Raw genomic sequence first — 20399 nt, forward strand, 5'->3', positions numbered from 1 at the left:
GCATGATCGGCTTCGTCCCTGTTTCAGGAAAGGGTGATATGGGTCGTTCCACGCTTGCGGATCTGGCGGGCGACGACGATGCCGCAGGCCAGCAGGCAGAGATAGGAGCCAAGGCTGGGGCCATTCTCCTCCTGCCCTTCGTCCGCGCTGCGGGCCGCAGCCATGGACGCGCCGCTGGCGGTAACGGCAGTTTCCGTCGAAACGGCGGGCTGCGCATCGATGTTCTCATCGACCTGGCAGGTGAATATGAACAGCATCGCCAATAATGCGGTTGTTCTTTGAACAGCTTGTACCGACCAGAACGACATCGCATGCTCCTCGGCAATCGAAACGACATGAGACATTCGCGGTGCGACCCGGACGAGCTCCCTTTTGGGCTGGCTGACACTATGTTCGATCTGTCGGGTCGCTTTCAGCCTGTCCTTTGCGTCGTGGAAATTCGGAGGGTGGATTCTTAATTCAGCGGGCCGCGATCGGTGCGGACCCATTTGCGTTGGCGCTGGATGAGAAAGCGGGCGAGGACCGGCATTTTCCACAGCAGGTAGAGGAGCAGGCGATGGACCGTCGAGGCGGGAAGCAGGTCGCGCCCCCATCTGACCCAGACGCCAACAAGGCCCAGGCCGAACAGCGCGCCGCTGATGGTCAGGAACAGCAACGGCGCAATATTCTGCCCCAGCAGGGCGCCGATCCCCAAAAGCATCATGGCCGCCGTCGACAGGATCGCCAGCAGGGCCAGGGGTGGAACCAGCAGGTCCAGCGCCAGTGCCCACGCGCTGACGCGGCCGCGCAGCGCGGCCGCGAACAGCCTCGCCGCATGGGCCGGCGCCGACGCCATGCTGCCATGTTCCCAGCGTGTGCGTTGCGAGACGGTGCCGCGGAGCGTGCTGGCGGCGCTGGTGAAGCGCGCATATTCCGCGAAGCGGACCCTGTCGCCGCGCAGATATAGATCCACACCCAGTTGTACGTCTTCGACCAGGCTGGAGGTGGCGAGCGGCGCGGTGCTGAACATGGCCCAGGGAAAGGCCATGCCGCTGCCCTGCAACAGCGCATGGCCCGCCAGTCTTTGCAACCCCTTCTGACGCACGAAATTCTTGAGGCGGAAGGCCAGGTTCGACATGGCGATCCGCGGTTCGGCCGAACCGCTTTCGATCAGGTAGCAGCCCTGAAGCGCGGCATCGTTCCTCGCCGCCTGCGCGGCGATCAGGGGGATCGCGCCGGGTGCGGGCAGGGTATCGGCATCCAGCACGAGAACCACCGCGGGCGGATCGCCGCGCAGGGCGTCGCGGCCGAAGGCCAGGGCGAAGCCCTTGCCGCGATTGTCCGGGTCGTGTCGTTCGATCACTTCGGCGCCATGGGCGCGGGCGACGGCTGCCGTGGCGTCGCTGCAATTGTCCGCGACGACGACCAGCCGGTCGGTCGCGGCAAGCTGGGCCTGTGCCGCTTTCAACGTTGCGGTGATAGCCAGGGCTTCGTCGTGCGCGGGGATCAGCACGGCGATCCGGGGTGAGGTCGCGGCTGGTGGGGACGCTGCCGCGTCCGACAGGGCGAGAAAGCATTCCAGGCCGACCATGAGGAGCGGAATTCCGACCATGAGCGCGACGAGCCAGAGGAAGAGCGTGATCATCGTTACACCAGGGGACGGAAAAGCGCCGCCAGGGCGGCCGTGTTGCGATCCACGTCATGATAGCGGCGCACGCGCTGGCGTCCGACCTCCCCCATGGCGGCCAATATGTCGGCGTCCGTCTCCAGCACGGTTTGGAGCCCTTCGGCTATGGCCTCCGCCGAACCCGCCGGCAACAGGAAGCCGCAGGCGTCGTCGACCAGTTCGGGGATGCCGGAAATGCAGGACGCGACCACGGGCTTGCCAAGCGCCATGGCCTCCATCAGCACGACCGGCAGTCCTTCTGCGAGGCTCGGCAGGATGAGGGCGCGGGCATTCAGCATTTCCTGACGCACGCGGTCCGCGCTGCACCAGCCCAGCAGGACGACGTGATCGTGCAGTCCCAGCCGTTCGATCTGGTCTTCCAGTTGAGCGCGCAACTCGCCGTCGCCGATGATCCGCAGTTGGAAGCGATGGTCCTGGGCAACCACGGCAACCGCTTCCAGCAGCAGTCCAAGCCCCTTTTGCGCGCTCAGCCGGGCTACGCAGACCAGATGATCCGAAGTCCCGGTGATATAGCCGGCAAGTTGTTCGACATAGCTGAGCTGTTCCTGTTCGATGCCGCATCGGACGACCTTGATCTTCGACCAGTCCTGCGTTCTCGTCCATCGGATCAACTGTCCCCGGCAGAAGCTGGATATGGCGATGACGAAAGCGGCCCCCGATACTTTTTCGCGCAGCAACAGCGCCCTGGGAGCGTCGAACTCATCCGGGCCGTGCAGTGTCACGCTGTAGGTGACCTGGCTCAACTCCCTTGCCAGCCGGGCTACCGCCGCCGGATTGGTCCCGAAATGGACGTGGACGTGCCTGATCCCCGCCCTTTCCATATATTTTGCCAGCAGGCAGGCCTCCAGCAGATAGGCGCCGACCCGCATGGGATCGGACATGCCCTGGCTCAGCATCCGCCATGCGGTCGCGACGCCGCGCGCCAGCCGGATCGGGTGGGCGATCATCCGCGACAGGAAAGCAAGGACAAGTTCCAGATAATTGCCGTTCAGCAGGATATGCGTGCGGTCATATTCGCTCCGGTCCGCGGGATCGGGCAGCGCGCAGCCGCCGTCTCGAACGGAAAGTCGGGTCACTTCGAAACCCTGGCGCTCCAGCGCGAGGATCTCCCGCCGGATGAAGCTGTGACTGGGTTTGGGATAGACATTGGTGAGATAGGCAACGCGAAGCGGCCTGGCGATCGATGGCTCCATGGGACATCGGGAGCGATTTGCCCATAATTCTTGTGCAACCAGCATCGTCATCATCTCCCCGGGTGCCGGTGCATTTGCAGATCGCGGCAGGCGCATGTCCGGCAGGGGACCGGCGCGATCCATTGCAGGACAGGGTGATCGGCCTTTGCCGATCTGGATAGTCTTGCTTTCGGGTTCCGATGATTGTGCCATGGCAAATGACGTCAGAAAAATCCCCACAACCTCTGCCAGACTAAAGAGGCAATGGCTCATATTTCAGTTGGATACCGATGGTCGTGGAAGAAAGGGCGCGTTCCCCGGGCGGTTCCCGACGACGATATTCCGCGACGGCCGAAGCAGTGATGCGTCGGTTTATGCGCCGTTCCAGGCGCAGGCTCGCCTGCGCTGCGTCCAGGCCGGGCAGCGCGGTGCGTTGCTGGGTCGCGCGTTGGTAGCGGCCGTCAAGGGCCAGGTTCAGACGGGGCGCGAGCCGCCATTGCGCCGCTGCTCCGATGTCGATCCGGCGTTGCAGCCCCCCCAGCCCGCTAACCTCGGACGTCAATGCTCCGCTGGCGCACAGATTCAGCCGAGGGGAGTCGCGGCACAATTCGATGCGTCCCGCCGCCTGGCTTCGTCCGTCGGCGGGCGTCGATTGGAGCGCCGGCGTGCGAACATGTTCCAGCCCCAGTTCCATCCGCAGACGCCAGACCGCGCTCAGTCTCTGCTCCAGCGAGGCGTAGCCGGAATAGACCTTGCTGTCAGAGGCTCCGTCGACGCTGCTGCGCATATAGCTCCAGCGCGTGCCGAGCGTGGTATAGGCGCTGGTCCTTCGGATTGCGCTGAGGGCGAATATCGTCGATCGCGTATCTCGCAGGGTCGCCATGCCGGGATAATGCCCGGATTCGAAGGTCATTTCCGGTTGGATGCGGGTGTGGCTGTCGGGATTCCAGCGCATCGACAGCCTGCCCAGCCGGCCTTCCCGCACTCCGGTGCTTTTCACCGAAGCGTCGATGTCGGTGGCGAGCCGATCGATCAGCGGTTCGCGGCTGAAGAGGGCGAGGGCGGACAGGGTTAGCCACTCATTCTTCCGCCAGTCGGCCGCCAGTTGCGCATTGCCGTGGACGACATCCTCATAGCGGCGGCTGTAATGCCGCCCGGCCAGCAAGCCGCTCAGCGTGACGTTCAATCCCGTCATGTCGCTGATTTCGATGGCGGGCCTGATACCCGCGTCCACGACCGCCGCCCCCCGGTCGGGTCCTGCAATCAGCAGCGGATTGTCCGCCAGGGCGAGGCTGCCCTCCATGGCAAGGCCGGGTCGGACATCGGCCACCACCCCCGAAGGACAGGACAGGCTGCCGGCGAACATGCAAGCTGCCGCCGCGCCCTTGCGGGATGCGCGGAGCAGCTTCGCGGCGCCGCTCATGGGATGACGAGTGTGTCGCCGCTTTTCAGGACGGGAATGGGTTCGGGCAAGGCGCCCGCGCGCAGGCGCCTGCCGCCTTTCAGGATCTGCGCGATTCGGATGCGTTCGACGACCTGGCCATCGGGCGTCTGTCGCAGGATGACCGCGCCCTTGACGTCTGCGAATTCCGCCAGGCCGCCCGCCAGGCTGAGGGCCTGCACGATGTCGACGCCCTTGCCGGCGGCATAGCTGCCGGCATTGCGGACTTTGCCGATGACATAGAATCGCATGCCGGCCGAATCGCGCACCGACACGGTGACGTCGGGTGCGCCGTTGCGGTATTTTTCCGCCAGTTGGCTGCGTATCGCCTGCGTGACCGTTCCCGTCGTGCTTCCCGCCGCCATGATCCGCCCGGCGAGCGGAAAGGAGAAAGAGCCGTCGGGCTGGACGCGGACGAGCCTTTGCATCCGCTCCTCGCCCCAGACCATGATGTCCAGCTCGTCGCCGGCATTGATCCGATATTGGGCGTCCTCCCGCACCGATGCGGTATCGATTGCTTCGGGCGCCGCCCATGAAGGGCGGTGGCCGGACGCCGCGGCAGCCAGGGTCAGGCCGCACAGCATGAGGCGGGACCGGGAGGCTGGCGATTTCATGATCTGTCCCCTTCAGCCAAGCTTGCGGTGAGACTAATCCGCTCGTCGGGTTGCGAATATTCGGCAAGCGTCCCCCCTAAAAATCCGGACGTAGTTGGCCGGAAAGCATTGCAGCGCGCGGCATGGGCATAGTGGTGTCCCATAAGGACTGTCGCGGCTGGCGTTGACGAGCGGCGCATGAGGGAAGGGGCTGTCATGGCGACGCTATTATCTGCAACGGATATGCCGCTCCTCCCGGCAACCGGTTCCCGGACGGCGGCGAGCGGGAAGATCAGCTTTCTCGACTTCGATTTCTGCGATCTTTCCGTTGCGGATGCGCTGGCGGCGATCCTGGAACGCCCCGCCGGCTCGCCCTTCGCCTATGTGGTGACGCCCAATGTGGATCATGTCGTGCGCATCCAGCGCCGTCGGTCCGATCTTTGGCCTGCCTATCGGTCGGCCTGGCTCTGCCTGTGCGACAGCCGCATCCTGTCCCGCCTTGCCGCCAATGCGGGCGTGAAGCTGCCGGCCGCGCCAGGCAGCGACCTGACGGCGGCCCTTATGGCCGATGCGCTCAGTCCCGGAGACCGGATCGCCATCGTCGGGGGATCGACGTCCCTGATCGCCTCGCTGCGGGAAAAGCTTCCGGCGGTCGATTTCCTGCATCTCAACCCGCCCATGGGATTCGCCGCCAATCCGTCGGCCTTTGCCGAGGCGCGCGATTTTCTGGTCCAGGCGCGGGCTCGGTTCGCGATCATCGCGGTCGGCTCGCCGCAACAGGAAATGCTTGCCTGGCATGTGGCGCGAACGGGAAAAGCGGTCGGGACGGCGCTGTGTGTCGGCGCCAGCCTGGAATTCCTGACCGGCGAACAAGTGCGCGCGCCAGGGTGGATGCAGGCGATGAGCCTGGAATGGCTGTTCCGCTTTCTGTCCAACCCACGACGTTTGTGGCGCCGCTATATGATCGAAGGACCGGTCATCCTGCCCATTTACCGCAAATGGTTGTCCCGGCGCCTGGCGAACGGCAGTGACGGCCCGGGGTGATGAGGGGCCGCGATGGAGGAGGGGATCTCTCCTCCTCGGCGTCCTGTTCCTGGCTGCCTGCTCCGGCGGTGATGGCGAGGGGAAGCCCCAGCCTGCCGTCCTCATGATGCCCACCGCTCCGCATCATATTCTCCTTTCCGGCCACAGCCTTACCGATGGAGCCTATCCCGCCCATCTGAGGCGCGTCATGAACCGCCCGGACATGCGCATGCATGTGGAGACGCGCAACAAGGCGGGATCGACCATCGCCATGAGGATAGACGAGGGATTGCTGGACGATCTGCGCCATGCCGCAGATGCCGGATCGCCCTTCGATATGCTGATCGTCACAGAGCAACATACGCTATTGGGCAATATCGTCTGGAACGACAGCATCGCCAATCTGACGAAGGTGCATGACCGCTTCATCTCCCATAATGGGAAAGGAAGCAGCTTTCTCCTGTCATCCTGGTTGAATATTGACGATCCGGCCGATCCGCGCCGGTGGATCGATGTCGAAGCGGCCATGGCGCCGGTCTGGGATTGCGTCGTGATGCGGATCAACCGGTCGCTCGCCGCACAAGGGCGGTTGGACCGCATCCAACTCATACCGGCGGCGGCAGCCATGGCCTGGCTCGTGCAGCGGGCGACGGCCGATGAGGAAGTCGCCGGCATCGGCACGAACGCCACGGCGCAAACTGTGCGCAGGCTGTTCGTGGATGATGTTCATCCGACGGCATTGTCGTCCTGGTTCGTCGCGCTCGTGACCGAAGCATCTATCTACCGGCGCATGCCCGAAGACCATCAGCCACCGCCGGGAATATCCGACGTACTGAACAGATCCTTGCGGATTCTGGCGTGGCAATTCGTCGACGATTATTTCAGGACAGCGCCACCAAGTCTGGAAGATTGCCGACGACATGTCTTGCAAGTCGCCATACCTCAATATCTTGCCTATCAAAGGGATGGTAATTGGCGGCATATGGGTAAGTTCGCGGCCCATTGGAAGTGGCTGCGGCACAGGCTGGGATGGCAGATATTCTTTTCCATCGATCCCAGGTCGGGATTGCTGCGATAAAGGATGTCCGCCTCCGCCCTTGCAAGCCAGCGCCTGTAAAACGCTATCTTTCCCGCCGATGGGACAACCGGCAGCATTTTCAAGCTTTCATGGCCAGTTTTCAGGATGCATTTCGCATGGTGAACCTGCCAAATCTCGGAATATGCATGATGGCACGGATGCAGGCGGATGATCTACGAAGGACAGCATCTTTCCGGATCGATCGAACTGGATGGCAATAGTTTCATCCGGTGCAGTTTCGTCCATGCCGCGTTGATCTATCGCGGTGGCGAACCGCCGCGTCTTGTCGACTGCAGCTTCGATCCTGCCTGCATCGAATTTCAGGGTGCGGCCGCCAACACGATGCGCCTGCTTGGCGCGATGTCGCAGCCGGGCAGCGGCCTGCGCTATTTCGCCGCGCGGACCTTGTGGGAGATATTGGACTGTTCCGGTTCGTCCATTGCCGTCGCAGGGGAGGCTGGATTACCCTCCGTTTAAAAATTTCCGGTTAGCAGGACAGGTTATGCGATGGTGGAACGGTGCTTGTCAGTCCAAAGCGTCGGTCGCTCTCTGCGTCGAATTCCCCGTCCAGCGCGACATCAAGGACAGTCCGCTCCGGACCGTAGAGGAAGGTTGCGCCTTTGGGCGCGCCTGAATTTTCTCCATCCGCTCCGAAATCGATTGTGATCAGGCGCGCGGCAATGGCCTTGGTCACCATGTGCGTTCGATTGCGTGCGTGCAGCTTCAGGCGGATCATGTCGATATATCCCTCGACCGTCCGGGGTGCGATCTCGATGGTCTGGGCGACTTCCTTTGCGGAAAATCCCTGGGCGACCAACTTCAATATCTGGATCTCGCGCTGTGTGAGCAGGTCGTGATCGTCTGCCTTTCTCATCTCCGCCTCCTTGCCCCGCTCTTCGGCGGAGTGGTCATGGCGCGACCCAAGATTTCTTGGCGGGTTGGAGCCGGCTTTGCAACTGTCCCCGCAGCAATCACAACCGGCGAAGCCGAACAAGAAGCAGATGCCCCCGTGCGCAAATCCCCTATTGCGACCTTGGTTGTATGCCAATCGCAATAGCTTATGCAAGCGGCCTCCAATTTGCCCGTAATTTTACCTAAGCAAAAAGGGGTATCATCGTCGAAGGGACATATTCCCGCCTGTGGAAGTGAGGCGAACGCCGTTTAGCCGATGAAAAATCGGAATAAAGGGCTGAATGTTCCATTCCCGTAAATTTACGCTGTGCCAAATCGCACTGTTCTTGGCCGACCGTTGATCTTATTTTCCAGTTAACGCCCAAATGGTGATGAGTCCTGTTGGAAGACGCGCGTCTCCGGCATCGGGATCATCATGTCTGGACGTTCCCGACTTCACCCCTTGTCTTACAGGAACGTCGCGTCGGGTTCAGCAAAGCAATATCGAACAGGAGGATGCTATGGTAAAACAAGCCTTGCTATTGACGGCATCGGCGGGCGCTTTGTCGCTTTGCGTGCTCGCGGCCCCCGCCCATGCGGACAGTCCGGCGGACGTCGACAATGGCAGCAATGTCGTCAGTCACGGCAGCGCCAACAACGGCAGCAATACGACGAACGATTCGTCCGACAACAGTACGCATAATCTGACGGCATCCGCTGCAGGAGCAGCCTTCGGCGGCAATGCGGCCAATGGCGGCAGTACGGTCACCAACGATGAATCCGACAGTTCGACGGATTCCTCGTCATCGGTTCACGCCGCCTTTGGGGCAAATGCCGCCAATAATGGCAGCACGGTCACGAATGATGAGTCGGACAATTCGACGAACAGCAGCGTCGCATATCTTGCATCGAAGGGTGGAACCAATGTCGTCGGCAGCAATGTCGCGACCAAGGGTGGCGTCGTCGGCGATGTCGACAATAGCGACAATAGCGACAACTCCAACAACAGCACCAATGCGAACGCTGCATGGGGTTCGATCGCTGCCAATGGCGATGTCGTGAACGACGAGTCCGACAATTCGCAATATGCCGTGGCGAAATATGGCAGCAGCGCCGCCAATAATGGCGGGACGGCGAGCTGGAGCTATTCCTCGGTCGTGGCGCAGTCGAAGCTGGCGGGCCTCGTGACCGGCAATTCGGTCAGCTATAATGTGCCAGCCGATGGCGGCGCCGGCACCGGCAGCAGTTCCGGCCTGGGCGGCGGTAATTCCGGTTCCGGCGGCGCGGGCGGCAGCCCCCTGATCGACAACAGCATCTCGCTCGACAATGGGGCGATGTCGAACTTCGCCGGTCTCAATGCCCAGAACCTCAACACGGGCGTCGGCGCCTTGCAGAATGCGAGCATCAACGTCAGCGCATCGATCGGCACGCTGACCCTGCAATAAGGTTCCGGAAGATGGAGGACGGGCCGGCTTCCCAAGGCGGCCCGCTTTCCGCCGGGGCGGGAGCGGGCGGCGAAACATGACCCCCGCCGCCCGCTCCGCTCTCCTGATCGACGGAGGATGTCATGCCCAGCACTTTCCTTATGCCTCTGCTGTGGGCCGGCTTGGCCGCGGGGTCGGGGGCCGGCGCATTGGCGGAGCGGGCGGGCGTTGCGCCGGTTTCTGAACAGGGGCCGTTCGGCAAGGTCCCGGCGGTGGACAGCGCCGCGCTCCGGTCCGCCGCAGGCATGGCCAATCTGGAGATGATCGCGACCGCCAACAACAGCGGCATCGTCGCCGGCAACAGCGTCAACGGCCAGTCCGTGACCGGTCAGATCGCGATCGACGGCCAATCCTTCCAGAATATGACCGGTCTTTCGATCCTGACCGCCAACACCGGCAACAATGTGTCGATCAACACGGCGATGAACCTCAATGTCTCGATCCAGCAATAGGATCGGGGCCGCCGCCCTGCTCGCATTGTCGGGCTGCGCCGCGCCACAGGGGGCGGGCAGCGGACTTGGTCTCGGACGCAACGATTATGTGCTGCCGGTGCGCAGCATGGTGGAACGGCGTTTCCTGACGGTGGTCCGGCAACGCTATGACTTCAGTTGCGGATCGGCGGCACTCGCGACGCTGCTGCATTTCCATTATGGCGATGTTCAGACCGAACAGTCGATCTTCCTTGGCATGTGGCGGGACGGCGACCGGGAACAGATCCGCAAACAGGGCTTCTCCCTGCTCGACATGAAGCGTTATCTGGCCGCGCGCGGCATCGGGTCCGACGGCTATCAGGTGACGCTGCAACAGATTGCGGCGACCCGCATTCCGGGCATCGCCCTCATCAACATGAACGGCTATCTGCATTTCGTCGTCGTGAAGGGTGTGGAGAACGGGCAGGTGATGGTGGGCGATCCGTCGCTCGGCATCCGCCTTATCTCTGCGCGCAGGTTCCAGGCGATGTGGAACCGGATACTGTTTGTCGTCAACGACCGGCCGGAAGCCGCAAAGGCAAGTTTCGGCAAGGACAGCGACTGGGCGCTGGTCGCCCGGTCCCGCGCAACCGCCTTGATGGAGCCGGTCAGCCTTCAGGCGCTGGCGCTCACGCGCCCCCAGGCCTTCCCGCCGGAACTGTAAGGACGCATAGAGATGGCCGAACCTCGTCCCCACCATCCCCGCTGGCTTTCCCGACCCTTCCTGACAGCATCGGCCTTCACCCTGACGCTGGCGATCCATGGCCAGGCGCTGGCCAATCCCTTCGGCGTGACGCCGGTCAGCGACGAATCGTTGAGCGACATGCGCGGCGGTTTCGACCTGCCCAACGGCATGAGATTGTCGCTGGGCGTGGAGATTGCGACCTTTGTCGACAACAGCCTGGCGCTGCGCACCGTCCTCCATGTCACGGAACCGGGCCATTCGGGCGTGCAGGTGACGGTACCGGTGAGCTCGGCGGCTCTGGGCGCGGTTTCGGTGGCGCAGGCGGAAGGCGGTGCGGCGGTCATGCTGAAAGGCCCCGATCTGGAGATCCAGCATCTGGCCGGCAGCAACACCGGCGTGCTGATCGCCAACACGCTCGACAACCGGTCCATAGATACCATCGCGAACGTCAACATCGCGTTGGGCGATGCCGCCGTTCCGGTCGGCAACATGATATTGCGCATAGAATCCGTCGTCCTGGATGCCGTGCGGGCGGGAATATAGCTTATTGAGGGAGGGGGGCATGCGAAGGAACGTCGCGAAGCTTTTGATGGCGTTGGCGTTGGTGTTGGTGTTGCCCGCGACGGCGACGCCTGCGCTGGCGCAGCAGGGCGGTGCGCCCGATCTTGCCGCCCTGCGCGATCAGCTCCAGGCGCAGCGGCTGGAACTTGCGCGGCAGGAGAGGCTGCTGAACGAGCAGCGGGCGCGGCTGGAGCGGCTGGAGGACCAGTTGCTTGGCCGCATGCGGGGGGCGGGGCTGGGGCCCGGTGCGCAGGATGGCGCGCCACAGGCCGCCGATGCAGGAGCCTCCGTCCAATCCGTCGAGCAGGTCGGCGCTCCGCCGGAGGACAGGACCGATCCGCCCGAAGTCGCCGTTCTGGCAGATCAGGGCAGCATCATGACCAAGGCAGGCCGGATCACCATCGAACCCAGCGTCGAATATGCCCGTACCGACCGAAACCGCTTCGTCTTTCGCGGCATAGAGGTGCCGCAGTCGGTTTTGGTCGGCGTGTTCGACATCAATGAAAGCCGGCAGGATGTTCTGACCGCGGCGATGACGGCGCGCCTTGGCCTCAGCAATCGGCTGGAGGTCGGCGCGCGGCTGCCCTTCGTCTATCGCGACGACACGGCCGTGCTGGTTCCGCTGGTGCAGAATCCGCCGCAGTCGGGCGTCGGCACCGTCGATAGCTCGACCGACGGATCGGGCCTTGGCGACATCGAATTGTTCGCCCGCTATCAGTTGACCGACGGATCGGGCGGCTGGCCCTTCCTGATCGCGGGGGTGCAGGGCATCATCCCCACCGGGAGAGACCCGTTCGAAGTTTCCCGCAACGCGCTGGGCAACGCGACGCAATCCGCCACCGGCGCCGGTTTCTGGGCAGTGGCGCCGAACCTGACCCTGCTGCTGCCGAGCGACCCCGCCACACTCTTCGCCTCCATCGGCTACACCTTCAACTTCGGGAAGAATATAGGCCGGCGGATCAGCGATGCCCTGATCGAGCGGGTGAAGCCAGGGGGAGCGCCCAATGCCACGCTGGGCGTCGGCATTGCCCTCAATCCACAGCTTTCCCTGAGTTTCGCCTATGCCCATACATGGCAGTTCGCGACGAAAAGCCGCATCCGCCCGATCTCCATCTCCAACGGGGTCGAAACGATCGGGGAGCCGATCCGCAGCAAGACGCGCGACCTGCAGATCGGACGCTTCCTCTTCGGCGTCGGCTATCGGGTCAATGCACGAACGACGATCAACTGGACGGTCGAAATGGGCGCAACCGACGATGCCAGCGATATTCGCACGACGTTGCGCATACCCTTTAGCTTGAACTAGACCGGATTTCGCTCCGATCGCATCGGCAGAGGATTGCTTCTGCTTGGAATATGCTCTGGCGCGGCGATCCGGTTATATCGGATGGGCGGGACACTCTATTGCGCGCATGGTCGGACCCTGCCCTGTTCGGCCGCCGCTTCGCGCCATTGTCCCTGCGCGATGCCGTTGAGCGTCCAGTCCCCGATCCGCCACCGCACCAGCCGCAAAGTCGGGTGCCCTACCGCAGCCGTCATGCGCCTGACCTGTCGGTTGCGTCCTTCGCGGATCGTCAGGCTCAGCCAGCAATCCGGCACGCTCTTGCGGAACCGGACCGGGGGATCGCGGGGCCAGAGGGGGGGCGCGTCGATGCGTTCGACCTGCGCGGGCAGGGTCAGGCCGTCCTTCAGGCGCACGCCACGCCGCAGCGCCGCCAGCGCCGCCCCGTCCGGGTCCCCCTCCACCTGCACCAGATAGGTCTTGGGCATCTTGAAACGCGGGTCGGCTATCCGCGCCTGCAGGCGGCCGTCGTCGGTCAGCAGCAACAATCCCTCGCTGTCGAGGTCGAGCCGGCCCGCCGGATAGAAGCCGGGGCGGTCGATATAGGCGGCCAGCGTCGGACGGGGCGGGCCCGTCCGTTCGTCGCTGAACTGGCAGAGCACGCCATAAGGCTTGTTGAACAGGATCAGCGCCATGACGGATCAGTCCGCATCGAACGCCAGGCTGCCCTGGTCGATCAACGCCGCAACCAGCGTGACCACGGCGGCGGAGGCCGCGAGTTCCGCATCCACGACCATGGCCGGTTCCATGCACAGCCCCTCGGCCAGTCGCGCCGTGTCGCCGTCGCAATCGAAGCCATGGCCGTCCACGAACAGCAGCAGTTCCGGCTCACCCTGGCGGATGAAGGAAAAGCGGCTGGCGGGATTGCGGCTGAGCGGCACGCCCTGAGCCAGAAGGGCGCGCACCGTCGCTTCGTCCGCCGGCTCATCCGGCCGCCAGTCCATGTCCGCCGACTTGGGCAGGCTGTTGTAAAGGCCGAACCAGCGGGCGAAGGCGCGGCGGTCGGACAGCGCCTCCAGCACCATGGCATGCATCCGGTCGAGGGCCGACGCCGCGATCTCACCGGCATTGGGCTGGATGATGAGGTCGGGATCGGCATAGCGATCCTCGTCCACCATGTCGTCGGCCTGATGCCGGCACCAGTTTTCGATCAGTTCGGCGCGGGACGGCGCGCGGAAGCCGATGGAATAGGTCATGCAGTCCCCGCCCACCGCCACGCCGTCATGCGCGAAGCAGGGCGGGACATAGAGAATGTCTCCGGGTTCGAGGACATAGTCCCCCGTCGCCTCGAAATCGGGAATCAGGCGCAGGTCGTCATGCGGCAGCAGCGGCGTTGCGGAATCGCATCGCGGGCCGACGCGCCAGCGCCTCCTGCCCAGGCCCTGCACCAGGAACACGTCATATTGGTCGAAATGCGGCCCGACGCCGCCCCCGTCGGTAGCATAGCTGACCATCACATCGTCGATGCGCCAGTCGGGTATGAAGCGGAAGGGTTGGATCAACGCGGCGACATCGGGCACATGATGGTCGACCGCCTGCACCAGAAGAGTCCAGGCGTCGCCGAGTTCGGTGAAACGATCCTCCGGCAGCGGGCCGCTTTCCATGGCGAGCCGATCCGCCTGCCGGGTGATGAGGCGCGATTCGACGCCCTCCTCGCAGGCGAGGCCGGCCAGCTCGTCCGGCTCCAGCGGATTGCGCCACGCGCTCCACGGGTTGCGGATCAGCAGCGGGCGCTTCTGCCAATGGTCGCGCAGGAACAGGTCGATGTCGAAACGGGCGAGATGCATGCCCCGCCCATGCGCCGTCCTGCACCCGCTGTCAAAGAAAGGAACCGCGCCAGCGCGCCGTTCAGACGGCCCAGTTCAGGTAGAAGTCCTTGAGCGCGTGCGCATCATGGAGGGCGTTGTGCGGCATCCGGCTGTTGGACGCGGCGCTGAACCCCGCGCCGTTGATGAGTTCGAGGCGCAGCCCGTCCAGCCTGATCATCTCGGCCGGGCCGGTCACGAGCAGGGCGCAGAAATGGGCGAGGTCATCGGGCCAGTCGGCGATGATCAGCGGATCGCGGTCATGCGCCAGATAGGCTTCCAGATGCTGGGCGGCCTCCACCCGGTTCAACTGATGGTCGACGCCCGGCGGCACGAAGCGCAGATAGGGAATCACATTCTTCTCCACCCAGGGATGGATTTCGGCCGGCAAGGGAAGCGAGACGTAGAAATCCTGGTCTCCAATTTCGGGGACGAGCGCCAGGCTGATGAGGTCGCCGCCGAAGCCGTTGAATTCTGTATCGAGGAAATATCGCATCTCGCTCCTTTGACGCCGCGCCGCATTGCCGTAAAGCCCCCGCTGGCGGCGGACCCGCCCGGAGTAGTTGGTATGCAGGCACGCGAATTCATCGGAACGGCGCAGGTTCCCGGCGGGGAGGAACTGACCCTCTATCGGCGAGGCGGGGATTTCATGATCGTGCTCGACCGCAACGAACTGATGAGCAGCCGGATGAGCGGGTCGGAGGAGGCGCTCGCCAATCTGAGCTGCGAACGGCTGCGCGGCCGGGCGCGCCCGCATCTGCTGATCGGCGGCTATGGCATGGGCTTCACGCTGCGCGCGGCTCTGGCGGCGCTCGACGGCACCGCAACCGTCACCGTGGCGGAACTGGTGCCGGAGATCATCCAGTGGGCGCGCGGGCCGATGGCGGAACTGGCCGCAGGTTGCCTGGACGATCCGCGCGTGCGGCTGGTCCAGGCTGATGTGGCCGATCTGATCGGCGCTGCGCGGGGGCTGTACGACGCCATCCTGCTCGACGTCGACAATGGGCCGGACGGCCTTGTGCGCCAGGCGAACGACCGTCTCTATTCGGCGCAGGGGATCGCGGCTGCGATCGCCGCGCTCAGGCCCGGCGGCATATTGGCGATCTGGTCCGCCGCTCCCGATGCGAGCTTCACCCGCCGCCTTTCCCGCGCTGGCCTGACGGTCGAAGAGGTTGCCGTGCGCGCCCGCAGCAACGGCAAGGGGCCACGGCACGTCATCTGGTTCGCCACGAAAAGAGCGTCCCGATAGCGCAAACGTCCGGGGCGACCCACGAACAGGGGCAGCGCGGCATGGGAATGCGCCTGCACGAACAACAGCAATAATGGTTCCGTCCTCTTATAAAAAAATCCCGGCCTCACAATCCGATGAGAAGGATCGTCCGTCATACGGGCTTATCGGCGACGTTGCTGGTGCAATTGTGCAACAAGGACAAGCTGTTGCGACCAATGAAGACCGACCGGCGGTTTACGCGGGACTATTCGAATTCTAAGTGCGGCACCCTCTGGATTTCGAAGCTTCTCGAAGGATATTGACTTGAAGAAGATCATCGCCATCGCCGCCGTCGCGGCTTCTTTCGCCTCTCCCGCCTTCGCGCAGGACGCGGTGCGCTCCAACTTCTCCGGCCCCTATGTCGGCGCCGTCGTGGGTGCCGACCATGCCGATCTCGGCGCGGACGCGCATGACACCGGGCTGCTCTATGGCGGCGTCATCGGCTATGACATCAACCTGCGGGGCGCGGTGTTCGGCATTGAAGGCGAATATGCCGATTCCGACACCAAGGATTCGAGCACCGACGTCTTCGTCGCCGGCGATCGCGTCAGCGCGCGCACCGGCCGCGATCTCTATGCCGGCATTCGCATCGGCGGCCAGGTTGCCGAAAATGTGATGCTCTATGCCAAGGGCGGCTACACCAACGCCCGCGCCAAGGGTTCCTATCAGAACGGCGCCACGATCCAGACCGCCTCGGGCAACCTTCAGGGCTATCGTCTGGGCGCTGGCGTCGAAACCAATGTGATGGGTTTCCTTGCCCGCCTCGAATATCGCTATTCGAGCTATGAGCGCGTCTTCGACGTGAAGCCCGAGCGCCACCAGGCTGCGCTGGTCGTCGGCTATCGCTTCTGACTTGGACGCGGGAGCGGCGCCCCCTCGGGACGCCGCTCCCGCGGCATCTGGTTTGCCCGTTCAGCGAAATGATCTGGCGAGGATGACCAGCGTCGGATCGCCTTCCACCGGTTCGACCGCAAAGCCCTTTTCCCGCTCCAATTCTATGGTGCCGTGATTGTCGCGGCTCTCGATCGAGATCACCCGCCGCACGCCGCGCTTCTGCGCCTCGCCGGCCAGATGGTCGAGCACCGCCCAGCCGACGCCCCGGCCCTTATAATCCCCGCGCACCGATACGGCGACTTCGGCCGTGTCCATCGCATTGTCGCAGGCCAGGATGCCGGAGGCGACGAGTTCGCCCGTGGCGCCATCGAACGCCAGGATGCTTTCGCTGCGGAAATGGTCGGCATGGATCAGCGGGTCGAGTTGCTCATGACCGACATGGGGCACGGCGGAAAAGAAGCGGAAGCGTCGGTCCTCGTCGCTGACCTTGTCGAAAAAGGCCGCGAGCAGCGTCTCGTCGCTTTCCTCCGCAGGCCGGACATGGAGCTGGAGGCCCGACCGGGTCGGCAGGCTGAGGATGGTCTTGGCGTCGGTCATGAAACTGTCTCCCTTGTCAACGGCGCCAGAGTAGCTGTCGGACCGACGGCGCACCTTGATCCTCGACAATCTGGAAGGATCAGGGTGCGCCGGCAGGGAACCTTCAGGCCTTTGCTTTACCGCGTTTTCCAAGCCAGCAGACGATCCCGTCTGCTGGGAAACGCCTTAGGCGTCGATATTGCGCCGGAAGGTTTCGGGCAGGAAGATCATTCCCAGGACGACGGTCGCCGCCGCCACCACGACCGGGTACCAGAGACCGTAATAGATGTCCCCGGTCGCCGCGACCATCGCGAAGCCGATCGCCGGAAGCAGCCCGCCCAGCCAGCCATTGCCGATGTGATAAGGCAACGACATGGAGGAGTAGCGGATGCGGCTGGGGAACAGTTCTACCAGCATGGCGGCGATCGGACCATAGACCATCGTCACCAGCAGCACGAGGTAGAAGAGCAGGGCGACGACGAGCGGCTTGTCGATCTCGGCCGGGTTCGCCTTGCCGGGATAGCCGACCCTGGCGAGTTCACCCTCGACGGCAGGGCGCGCCGCGACGGCAGGCTTGTCGCCCTCCGCTGCCCTGGCCGGGCTGGCGGGCGCGCCGATCAGTTGGGCGGTGAAGGCCGCGATGGCCGCCTTCTTCGCATCGCCCGAAAGCCGGGAAGGGTCGGGCGCCGTGAAGCGCCTGCCGCCGACCGCGACCGTTGCGACTGTGCCGGGCGCGGCGACGACATTGGTGTAGTTGACGCCCGCCTTGGCCAGTGCGTTCTTGACGATGTCGCAGCTTGTCGTGTCGAACTTGTTCGCGCCGACCGGATCGAACTGCGAAGAACATTCCGCCGGGTCGGCCGTGACCGTGACCGGGGCGGCTGCCTGTGCCCGGGCCAGCGCCGGATTGGCGGCGTCGGTGAGCAGGTGGAAGACCGGGAACAGCGTCAGCGCGGCCAGGGCGCAGCCCGAAAGGATGATGGGCTTGCGGCCGATGCGGTCGGACAGCCAGCCGAAGAACAGGAAGAAGGGCGCTGCCATGAGGAGCGCGATGATGATGAGCGTGTTGGCGGTCAGGCCGTCGATCTTCAGCATCTTCTCCAGGAAGAACAGCGCGTAGAGCTGGCCGCAATACCAGACCACCGCCTGGCCCGCGATCGCGCCGAAAAAGGCGATGAAGACGATCCTGAGGTTCTTCCACTCACCGAAGGCTTCCTTGATCGGGGACTTGGAGCCTGTGCCCTCCGCCTTCATTTTCTGGAAAACGGGCGATTCATGCAGCTTCAGGCGCAGCCAAAGGCCAAGGACGAGGAACAGGCCGGAGACCAGATAGGGAATGCGCCAGCCCCATTCCTTGAACGCTTCCTCGCCCACGCCCGTGATGGGCGATCGGACGGTGATCACGATCAGCAGCGCCATGGCGAGCCCGGCGGTCGCGGTGATCTGAATCCAGCTCGTGTAGAAGCCTCGCCGGTTGTCGGGCGCATGCTCCGCGACATAGGTTGCCGCGCCGCCATATTCGCCGCCCAGCGCCAGCCCCTGGAACATGCGCAGCACCACCAGCATGATCGGCGCGGCGACGCCGACCGACTTGTAGGTGGGAAGGCACCCGACCAGGAAGGTGGAGAGGCCCATGACCAACAACGTGATGATGAAGGTGTAGCGCCGCCCGAACAGGTCGCCGATGCGGCCGAAGACGAGGGCGCCGAAGGGACGGACGATGAACCCCGACGCGAAGATCAGCAGCGCCATGATGAAGGAGGTGGTCGGGTTGAGGCCCGTCAGGAACTGCGCCGCGATGATCGCGGTCAGCAGCCCGTAGAGATAGAAATCATACCATTCGAACACGGTGCCGAGCGAACTGGCGGTGATGATCAGCTTTTCGCTTCGCGTCGCCTCATGATGTTTTGGCAGTCCGTCATATGTCGAAGCCATAACCGTCCCTCCTGTCAGAAATTATATTTCGCCGCGACGTCGAACCGGTCGACATGGCCGTTGAGATCGTTGACGAGCCGGCGCTCGCCATGCCGGTACTCGATGCCGAGATCGACGTTCTTCACCGGGGAATAGAAGAGGTTGCCGGCGACGCTCCACGCCTGGCGATTGAACATCGCTATGCCCGAAGTCGTCGCCGGATCGAGATCGTCGGCGTAGAAGATGCGCTGATAGCTGGCGATCAGGTTGACGCGCCATTGGTCGTCCAGCGCATAGCGGCCCGCGCCGAACAATGCGAGGTTGCGGACGCGGGCGAGTTCCCCATTGGCCTGGAGGACCGCGTCCGGGCCGAAGTTCAGGCCGAGATAGCGGCCGATCCCTTCGCCATAGCTTGCCTGGAACCGGATGTCGCTGCTATGCCTGTGGTCCAGGAAGATCTTGCCGGCGGCGCTGATGCCCCATCCCAGGCGGGAATCGACGATATGGGCTGCGCCCGTTTTCGCATTGTCGACGCGCAACTGGCGGCCCAGCACCGCAAGGTCGAGGAAACCGAACCCGCCCGCATATTCCAGCCGCCCGGTGATGTCGGGCGCATGGTCCTCGCCATTTTCGACGAGAGCGGGTGCGCCGACAGTGGCGGAAGCCGTTTCCGGATTTTCCGCCGCGAGATGGAAGGCGAGGCCGTGGCCCAGCGGAAGGCTGTAGCGCACCATCGGCTGGCGCACGAAGATCAGGCCGTCGACGCCCCCGACATAATCGGTGCTTTCCGGGAAGATCGCGGGGTTGGAGAAATTGGTGAAATCCTGCCCGAAGGTCCAGCGATCGAGCTGGATGAAGGCGCGCCGCATGGCGAGGTCATAGGCGTTGGTCGTGCGCTGCGTGCCCTGGCCCAGCGCCTGGGGCGTGCCGGGCGCGGCCTGGAAGTCGAATTCGATATAGGCCTTCAGCGCATGCTTGCCGAGCTTGGTCGTGGCATCCACCCAGAAGCGCGTCTGCTTGGCCGAGAAATCGGTGACATGGGTGGGGGAAGTCGGGGAGGCGGGATTGAAGACGGGAATGGACTGCGGCAGATAGAGGTCGCGCCCCAGCGTGTTGCTCGGATCGTCGCCGCCGCTGTAGCGGGCGCTGCTCGCGAGCAGCTTCACATAGCCGGACAGGACGACATTGCTATTGCCAGAGCGGAAGCCAAGCCTGGGCGTGCCGTCCGCCAGTCGGCTCATCTGCGCCGAAGCCTCCTGGCTCTTGCGGGTGGCGTCGGCGGCGGCGGCGCGGGTTTCGTCCTGCTGGCTGCGCGCGGCGGCGAGTTCCGTCCGGAGCTGGGTGATCTCGCTCTCCATCCGTTCCAGACGCGCGGCGAGATCCGCCTCCTTCATGGTCTGCGCGCCGGCCAGCTGGGGCGCGGCGAGCGTGCTCGCCCCCAGCAGCACGCGCAATAATGGCCTGTTCGGCTTTGGCATCAACCTCTCCACGATCCGGCTTGTGTTCCGGCTATGGTCAGGATCGCGCATGCCGCCGTGGCGCGACAGCCGAACCATGGTCGGACATGTTCGACCTTCGTCGGGGGTCCGATGTG

Annotated in this window: 22 protein-coding genes; 10 read left to right on the plus strand and 12 right to left on the minus strand. The window is 64.1% G+C overall.

The window, feature by feature from the left end; all coding sequences use genetic code 11:
- Nucleotides 1-23 precede the first annotated feature (23 nt).
- From K7W03_RS00990 to K7W03_RS01010, 5 genes are all read right to left on the minus strand, one after another.
- Nucleotides 24-263 carry a hypothetical protein gene (locus K7W03_RS00990; protein ID WP_222885280.1) on the minus strand — a complete coding sequence of 80 codons (240 nt, stop codon included), beginning with the start codon at nt 261-263 and terminating at the stop codon, nt 24-26.
- A 191-nt stretch (nt 264-454) separates the two neighbouring features.
- Nucleotides 455-1624, minus strand: coding sequence for a glycosyltransferase family 2 protein (locus tag K7W03_RS00995; protein WP_222885281.1), 1170 nt, complete (start codon nt 1622-1624; stop codon nt 455-457).
- Between the two features lie 2 nt (nt 1625-1626).
- Complete coding sequence (locus K7W03_RS01000) at nt 1627-2859, minus strand: glycosyltransferase family 4 protein (protein WP_222885282.1); 1233 nt, start codon at nt 2857-2859, stop codon at nt 1627-1629.
- A 232-nt stretch (nt 2860-3091) separates the two neighbouring features.
- Nucleotides 3092-4261 (minus strand): hypothetical protein, encoded by a 1170-nt coding sequence (locus K7W03_RS01005; RefSeq protein WP_222885283.1) that lies wholly within the window; start codon nt 4259-4261, stop codon nt 3092-3094.
- Nucleotides 4258-4893 carry a polysaccharide biosynthesis/export family protein gene (locus K7W03_RS01010; RefSeq protein ID WP_222885284.1) on the minus strand — a complete coding sequence of 212 codons (636 nt, stop codon included), beginning with the start codon at nt 4891-4893 and terminating at the stop codon, nt 4258-4260. The genes K7W03_RS01005 and K7W03_RS01010 overlap by 4 nt, the downstream gene beginning before the upstream one ends.
- Before the next feature lie 195 nt (nt 4894-5088).
- Here K7W03_RS01010 and K7W03_RS01015 point away from each other — a divergent pair, with 195 nt between their 5' ends.
- The 3 genes from K7W03_RS01015 (at nt 5089) to K7W03_RS01025 (ending at nt 7450) form a co-directional block, all read left to right on the plus strand.
- Entirely contained in the window at nt 5089-5916 is an 828-nt protein-coding gene (locus K7W03_RS01015; RefSeq protein WP_226869599.1) for a WecB/TagA/CpsF family glycosyltransferase, read from the plus strand.
- Between the two features lie 103 nt (nt 5917-6019).
- The gene (locus K7W03_RS01020; RefSeq protein WP_222885285.1) at nt 6020-6973 is read left to right on the plus strand and encodes a hypothetical protein; all 954 of its coding nucleotides are present in this window, start codon (nt 6020-6022) and stop codon (nt 6971-6973) included.
- 168 nt (nt 6974-7141) lie between these two features.
- On the plus strand, nt 7142-7450 hold the full coding sequence (locus K7W03_RS01025) for a hypothetical protein (protein ID WP_222885286.1): 309 nt from the start codon (nt 7142-7144) through the stop codon (nt 7448-7450).
- A 10-nt stretch (nt 7451-7460) separates the two neighbouring features.
- Here K7W03_RS01025 and K7W03_RS01030 read toward each other — a convergent pair whose 3' ends face one another.
- Complete coding sequence (locus tag K7W03_RS01030; protein ID WP_222885287.1) at nt 7461-7847, minus strand: response regulator transcription factor; 387 nt, start codon at nt 7845-7847, stop codon at nt 7461-7463.
- Between the two features lie 538 nt (nt 7848-8385).
- On the opposite strand from K7W03_RS01030, the gene K7W03_RS01035 reads away from it, so the two are divergent.
- The 5 genes from K7W03_RS01035 (at nt 8386) to K7W03_RS01055 (ending at nt 12370) form a co-directional block, all read left to right on the plus strand.
- Nucleotides 8386-9309: a hypothetical protein gene (locus tag K7W03_RS01035; RefSeq protein WP_153017812.1), complete on the plus strand. Its 924-nt coding sequence runs from the start codon at nt 8386-8388 to the stop codon at nt 9307-9309.
- Nucleotides 9310-9431: 122 nt separating this feature from the next.
- Entirely contained in the window at nt 9432-9800 is a 369-nt protein-coding gene (locus K7W03_RS01040) for a hypothetical protein (protein WP_222885288.1), read from the plus strand.
- Nucleotides 9781-10482 carry a C39 family peptidase gene (locus K7W03_RS01045; RefSeq protein ID WP_222885289.1) on the plus strand — a complete coding sequence of 234 codons (702 nt, stop codon included), beginning with the start codon at nt 9781-9783 and terminating at the stop codon, nt 10480-10482. The genes K7W03_RS01040 and K7W03_RS01045 overlap by 20 nt, the downstream gene beginning before the upstream one ends.
- 12 nt (nt 10483-10494) lie before the next feature.
- Complete coding sequence (locus tag K7W03_RS01050; RefSeq protein ID WP_222885290.1) at nt 10495-11046, plus strand: hypothetical protein; 552 nt, start codon at nt 10495-10497, stop codon at nt 11044-11046.
- A 19-nt stretch (nt 11047-11065) separates the two neighbouring features.
- Complete coding sequence (locus K7W03_RS01055) at nt 11066-12370, plus strand: transporter (RefSeq protein WP_222885291.1); 1305 nt, start codon at nt 11066-11068, stop codon at nt 12368-12370.
- Between the two features lie 95 nt (nt 12371-12465).
- Here the strand turns inward: K7W03_RS01055 and K7W03_RS01060 are convergent, their stop codons facing one another.
- The 3 genes from K7W03_RS01060 to K7W03_RS01070 form a co-directional block, all read right to left on the minus strand.
- Entirely contained in the window at nt 12466-13041 is a 576-nt protein-coding gene (locus tag K7W03_RS01060; RefSeq protein WP_222885292.1) for a pseudouridine synthase, read from the minus strand.
- Between the two features lie 6 nt (nt 13042-13047).
- Nucleotides 13048-14193, minus strand: a complete 1146-nt coding sequence (locus tag K7W03_RS01065; protein ID WP_222885293.1) for a cupin domain-containing protein — start codon at nt 14191-14193, stop codon at nt 13048-13050.
- A gap of 61 nt (nt 14194-14254) precedes the next feature.
- Nucleotides 14255-14707, minus strand: a complete 453-nt coding sequence (locus K7W03_RS01070; RefSeq protein ID WP_007686433.1) for a hypothetical protein — start codon at nt 14705-14707, stop codon at nt 14255-14257.
- A gap of 72 nt (nt 14708-14779) precedes the next feature.
- Here K7W03_RS01070 and K7W03_RS01075 point away from each other — a divergent pair, with 72 nt between their 5' ends.
- Together K7W03_RS01075 and K7W03_RS01080 are read left to right on the plus strand one after the other, a co-directional pair.
- Entirely contained in the window at nt 14780-15460 is a 681-nt protein-coding gene (locus K7W03_RS01075; RefSeq protein WP_061935152.1) for a spermidine synthase, read from the plus strand.
- Nucleotides 15461-15745: 285 nt separating this feature from the next.
- A complete protein-coding gene (locus K7W03_RS01080; protein ID WP_025550011.1) occupies nt 15746-16333 on the plus strand; it encodes an outer membrane protein in 588 nt (195 codons plus the stop codon).
- Nucleotides 16334-16393: 60 nt separating this feature from the next.
- On the opposite strand, the gene K7W03_RS01085 is transcribed toward K7W03_RS01080, so the two are convergent.
- From K7W03_RS01085 to K7W03_RS01095, 3 genes are all read right to left on the minus strand, one after another.
- A complete protein-coding gene (locus K7W03_RS01085; RefSeq protein WP_044661061.1) occupies nt 16394-16912 on the minus strand; it encodes a GNAT family N-acetyltransferase in 519 nt (172 codons plus the stop codon).
- A 165-nt stretch (nt 16913-17077) separates the two neighbouring features.
- Nucleotides 17078-18826 carry an MFS transporter gene (locus tag K7W03_RS01090; protein WP_222885294.1) on the minus strand — a complete coding sequence of 583 codons (1749 nt, stop codon included), beginning with the start codon at nt 18824-18826 and terminating at the stop codon, nt 17078-17080.
- A gap of 14 nt (nt 18827-18840) precedes the next feature.
- The gene (locus tag K7W03_RS01095) at nt 18841-20283 is read right to left on the minus strand and encodes a DcaP family trimeric outer membrane transporter (RefSeq protein ID WP_222885295.1); all 1443 of its coding nucleotides are present in this window, start codon (nt 20281-20283) and stop codon (nt 18841-18843) included.
- Nucleotides 20284-20399 lie beyond the last annotated feature (116 nt).

Source organism: Sphingobium sp. PNB, from assembly GCF_019873065.1.
In the GTDB taxonomy this organism is placed as follows: Bacteria; Pseudomonadota; Alphaproteobacteria; order Sphingomonadales; family Sphingomonadaceae; genus Sphingobium; species Sphingobium fuliginis.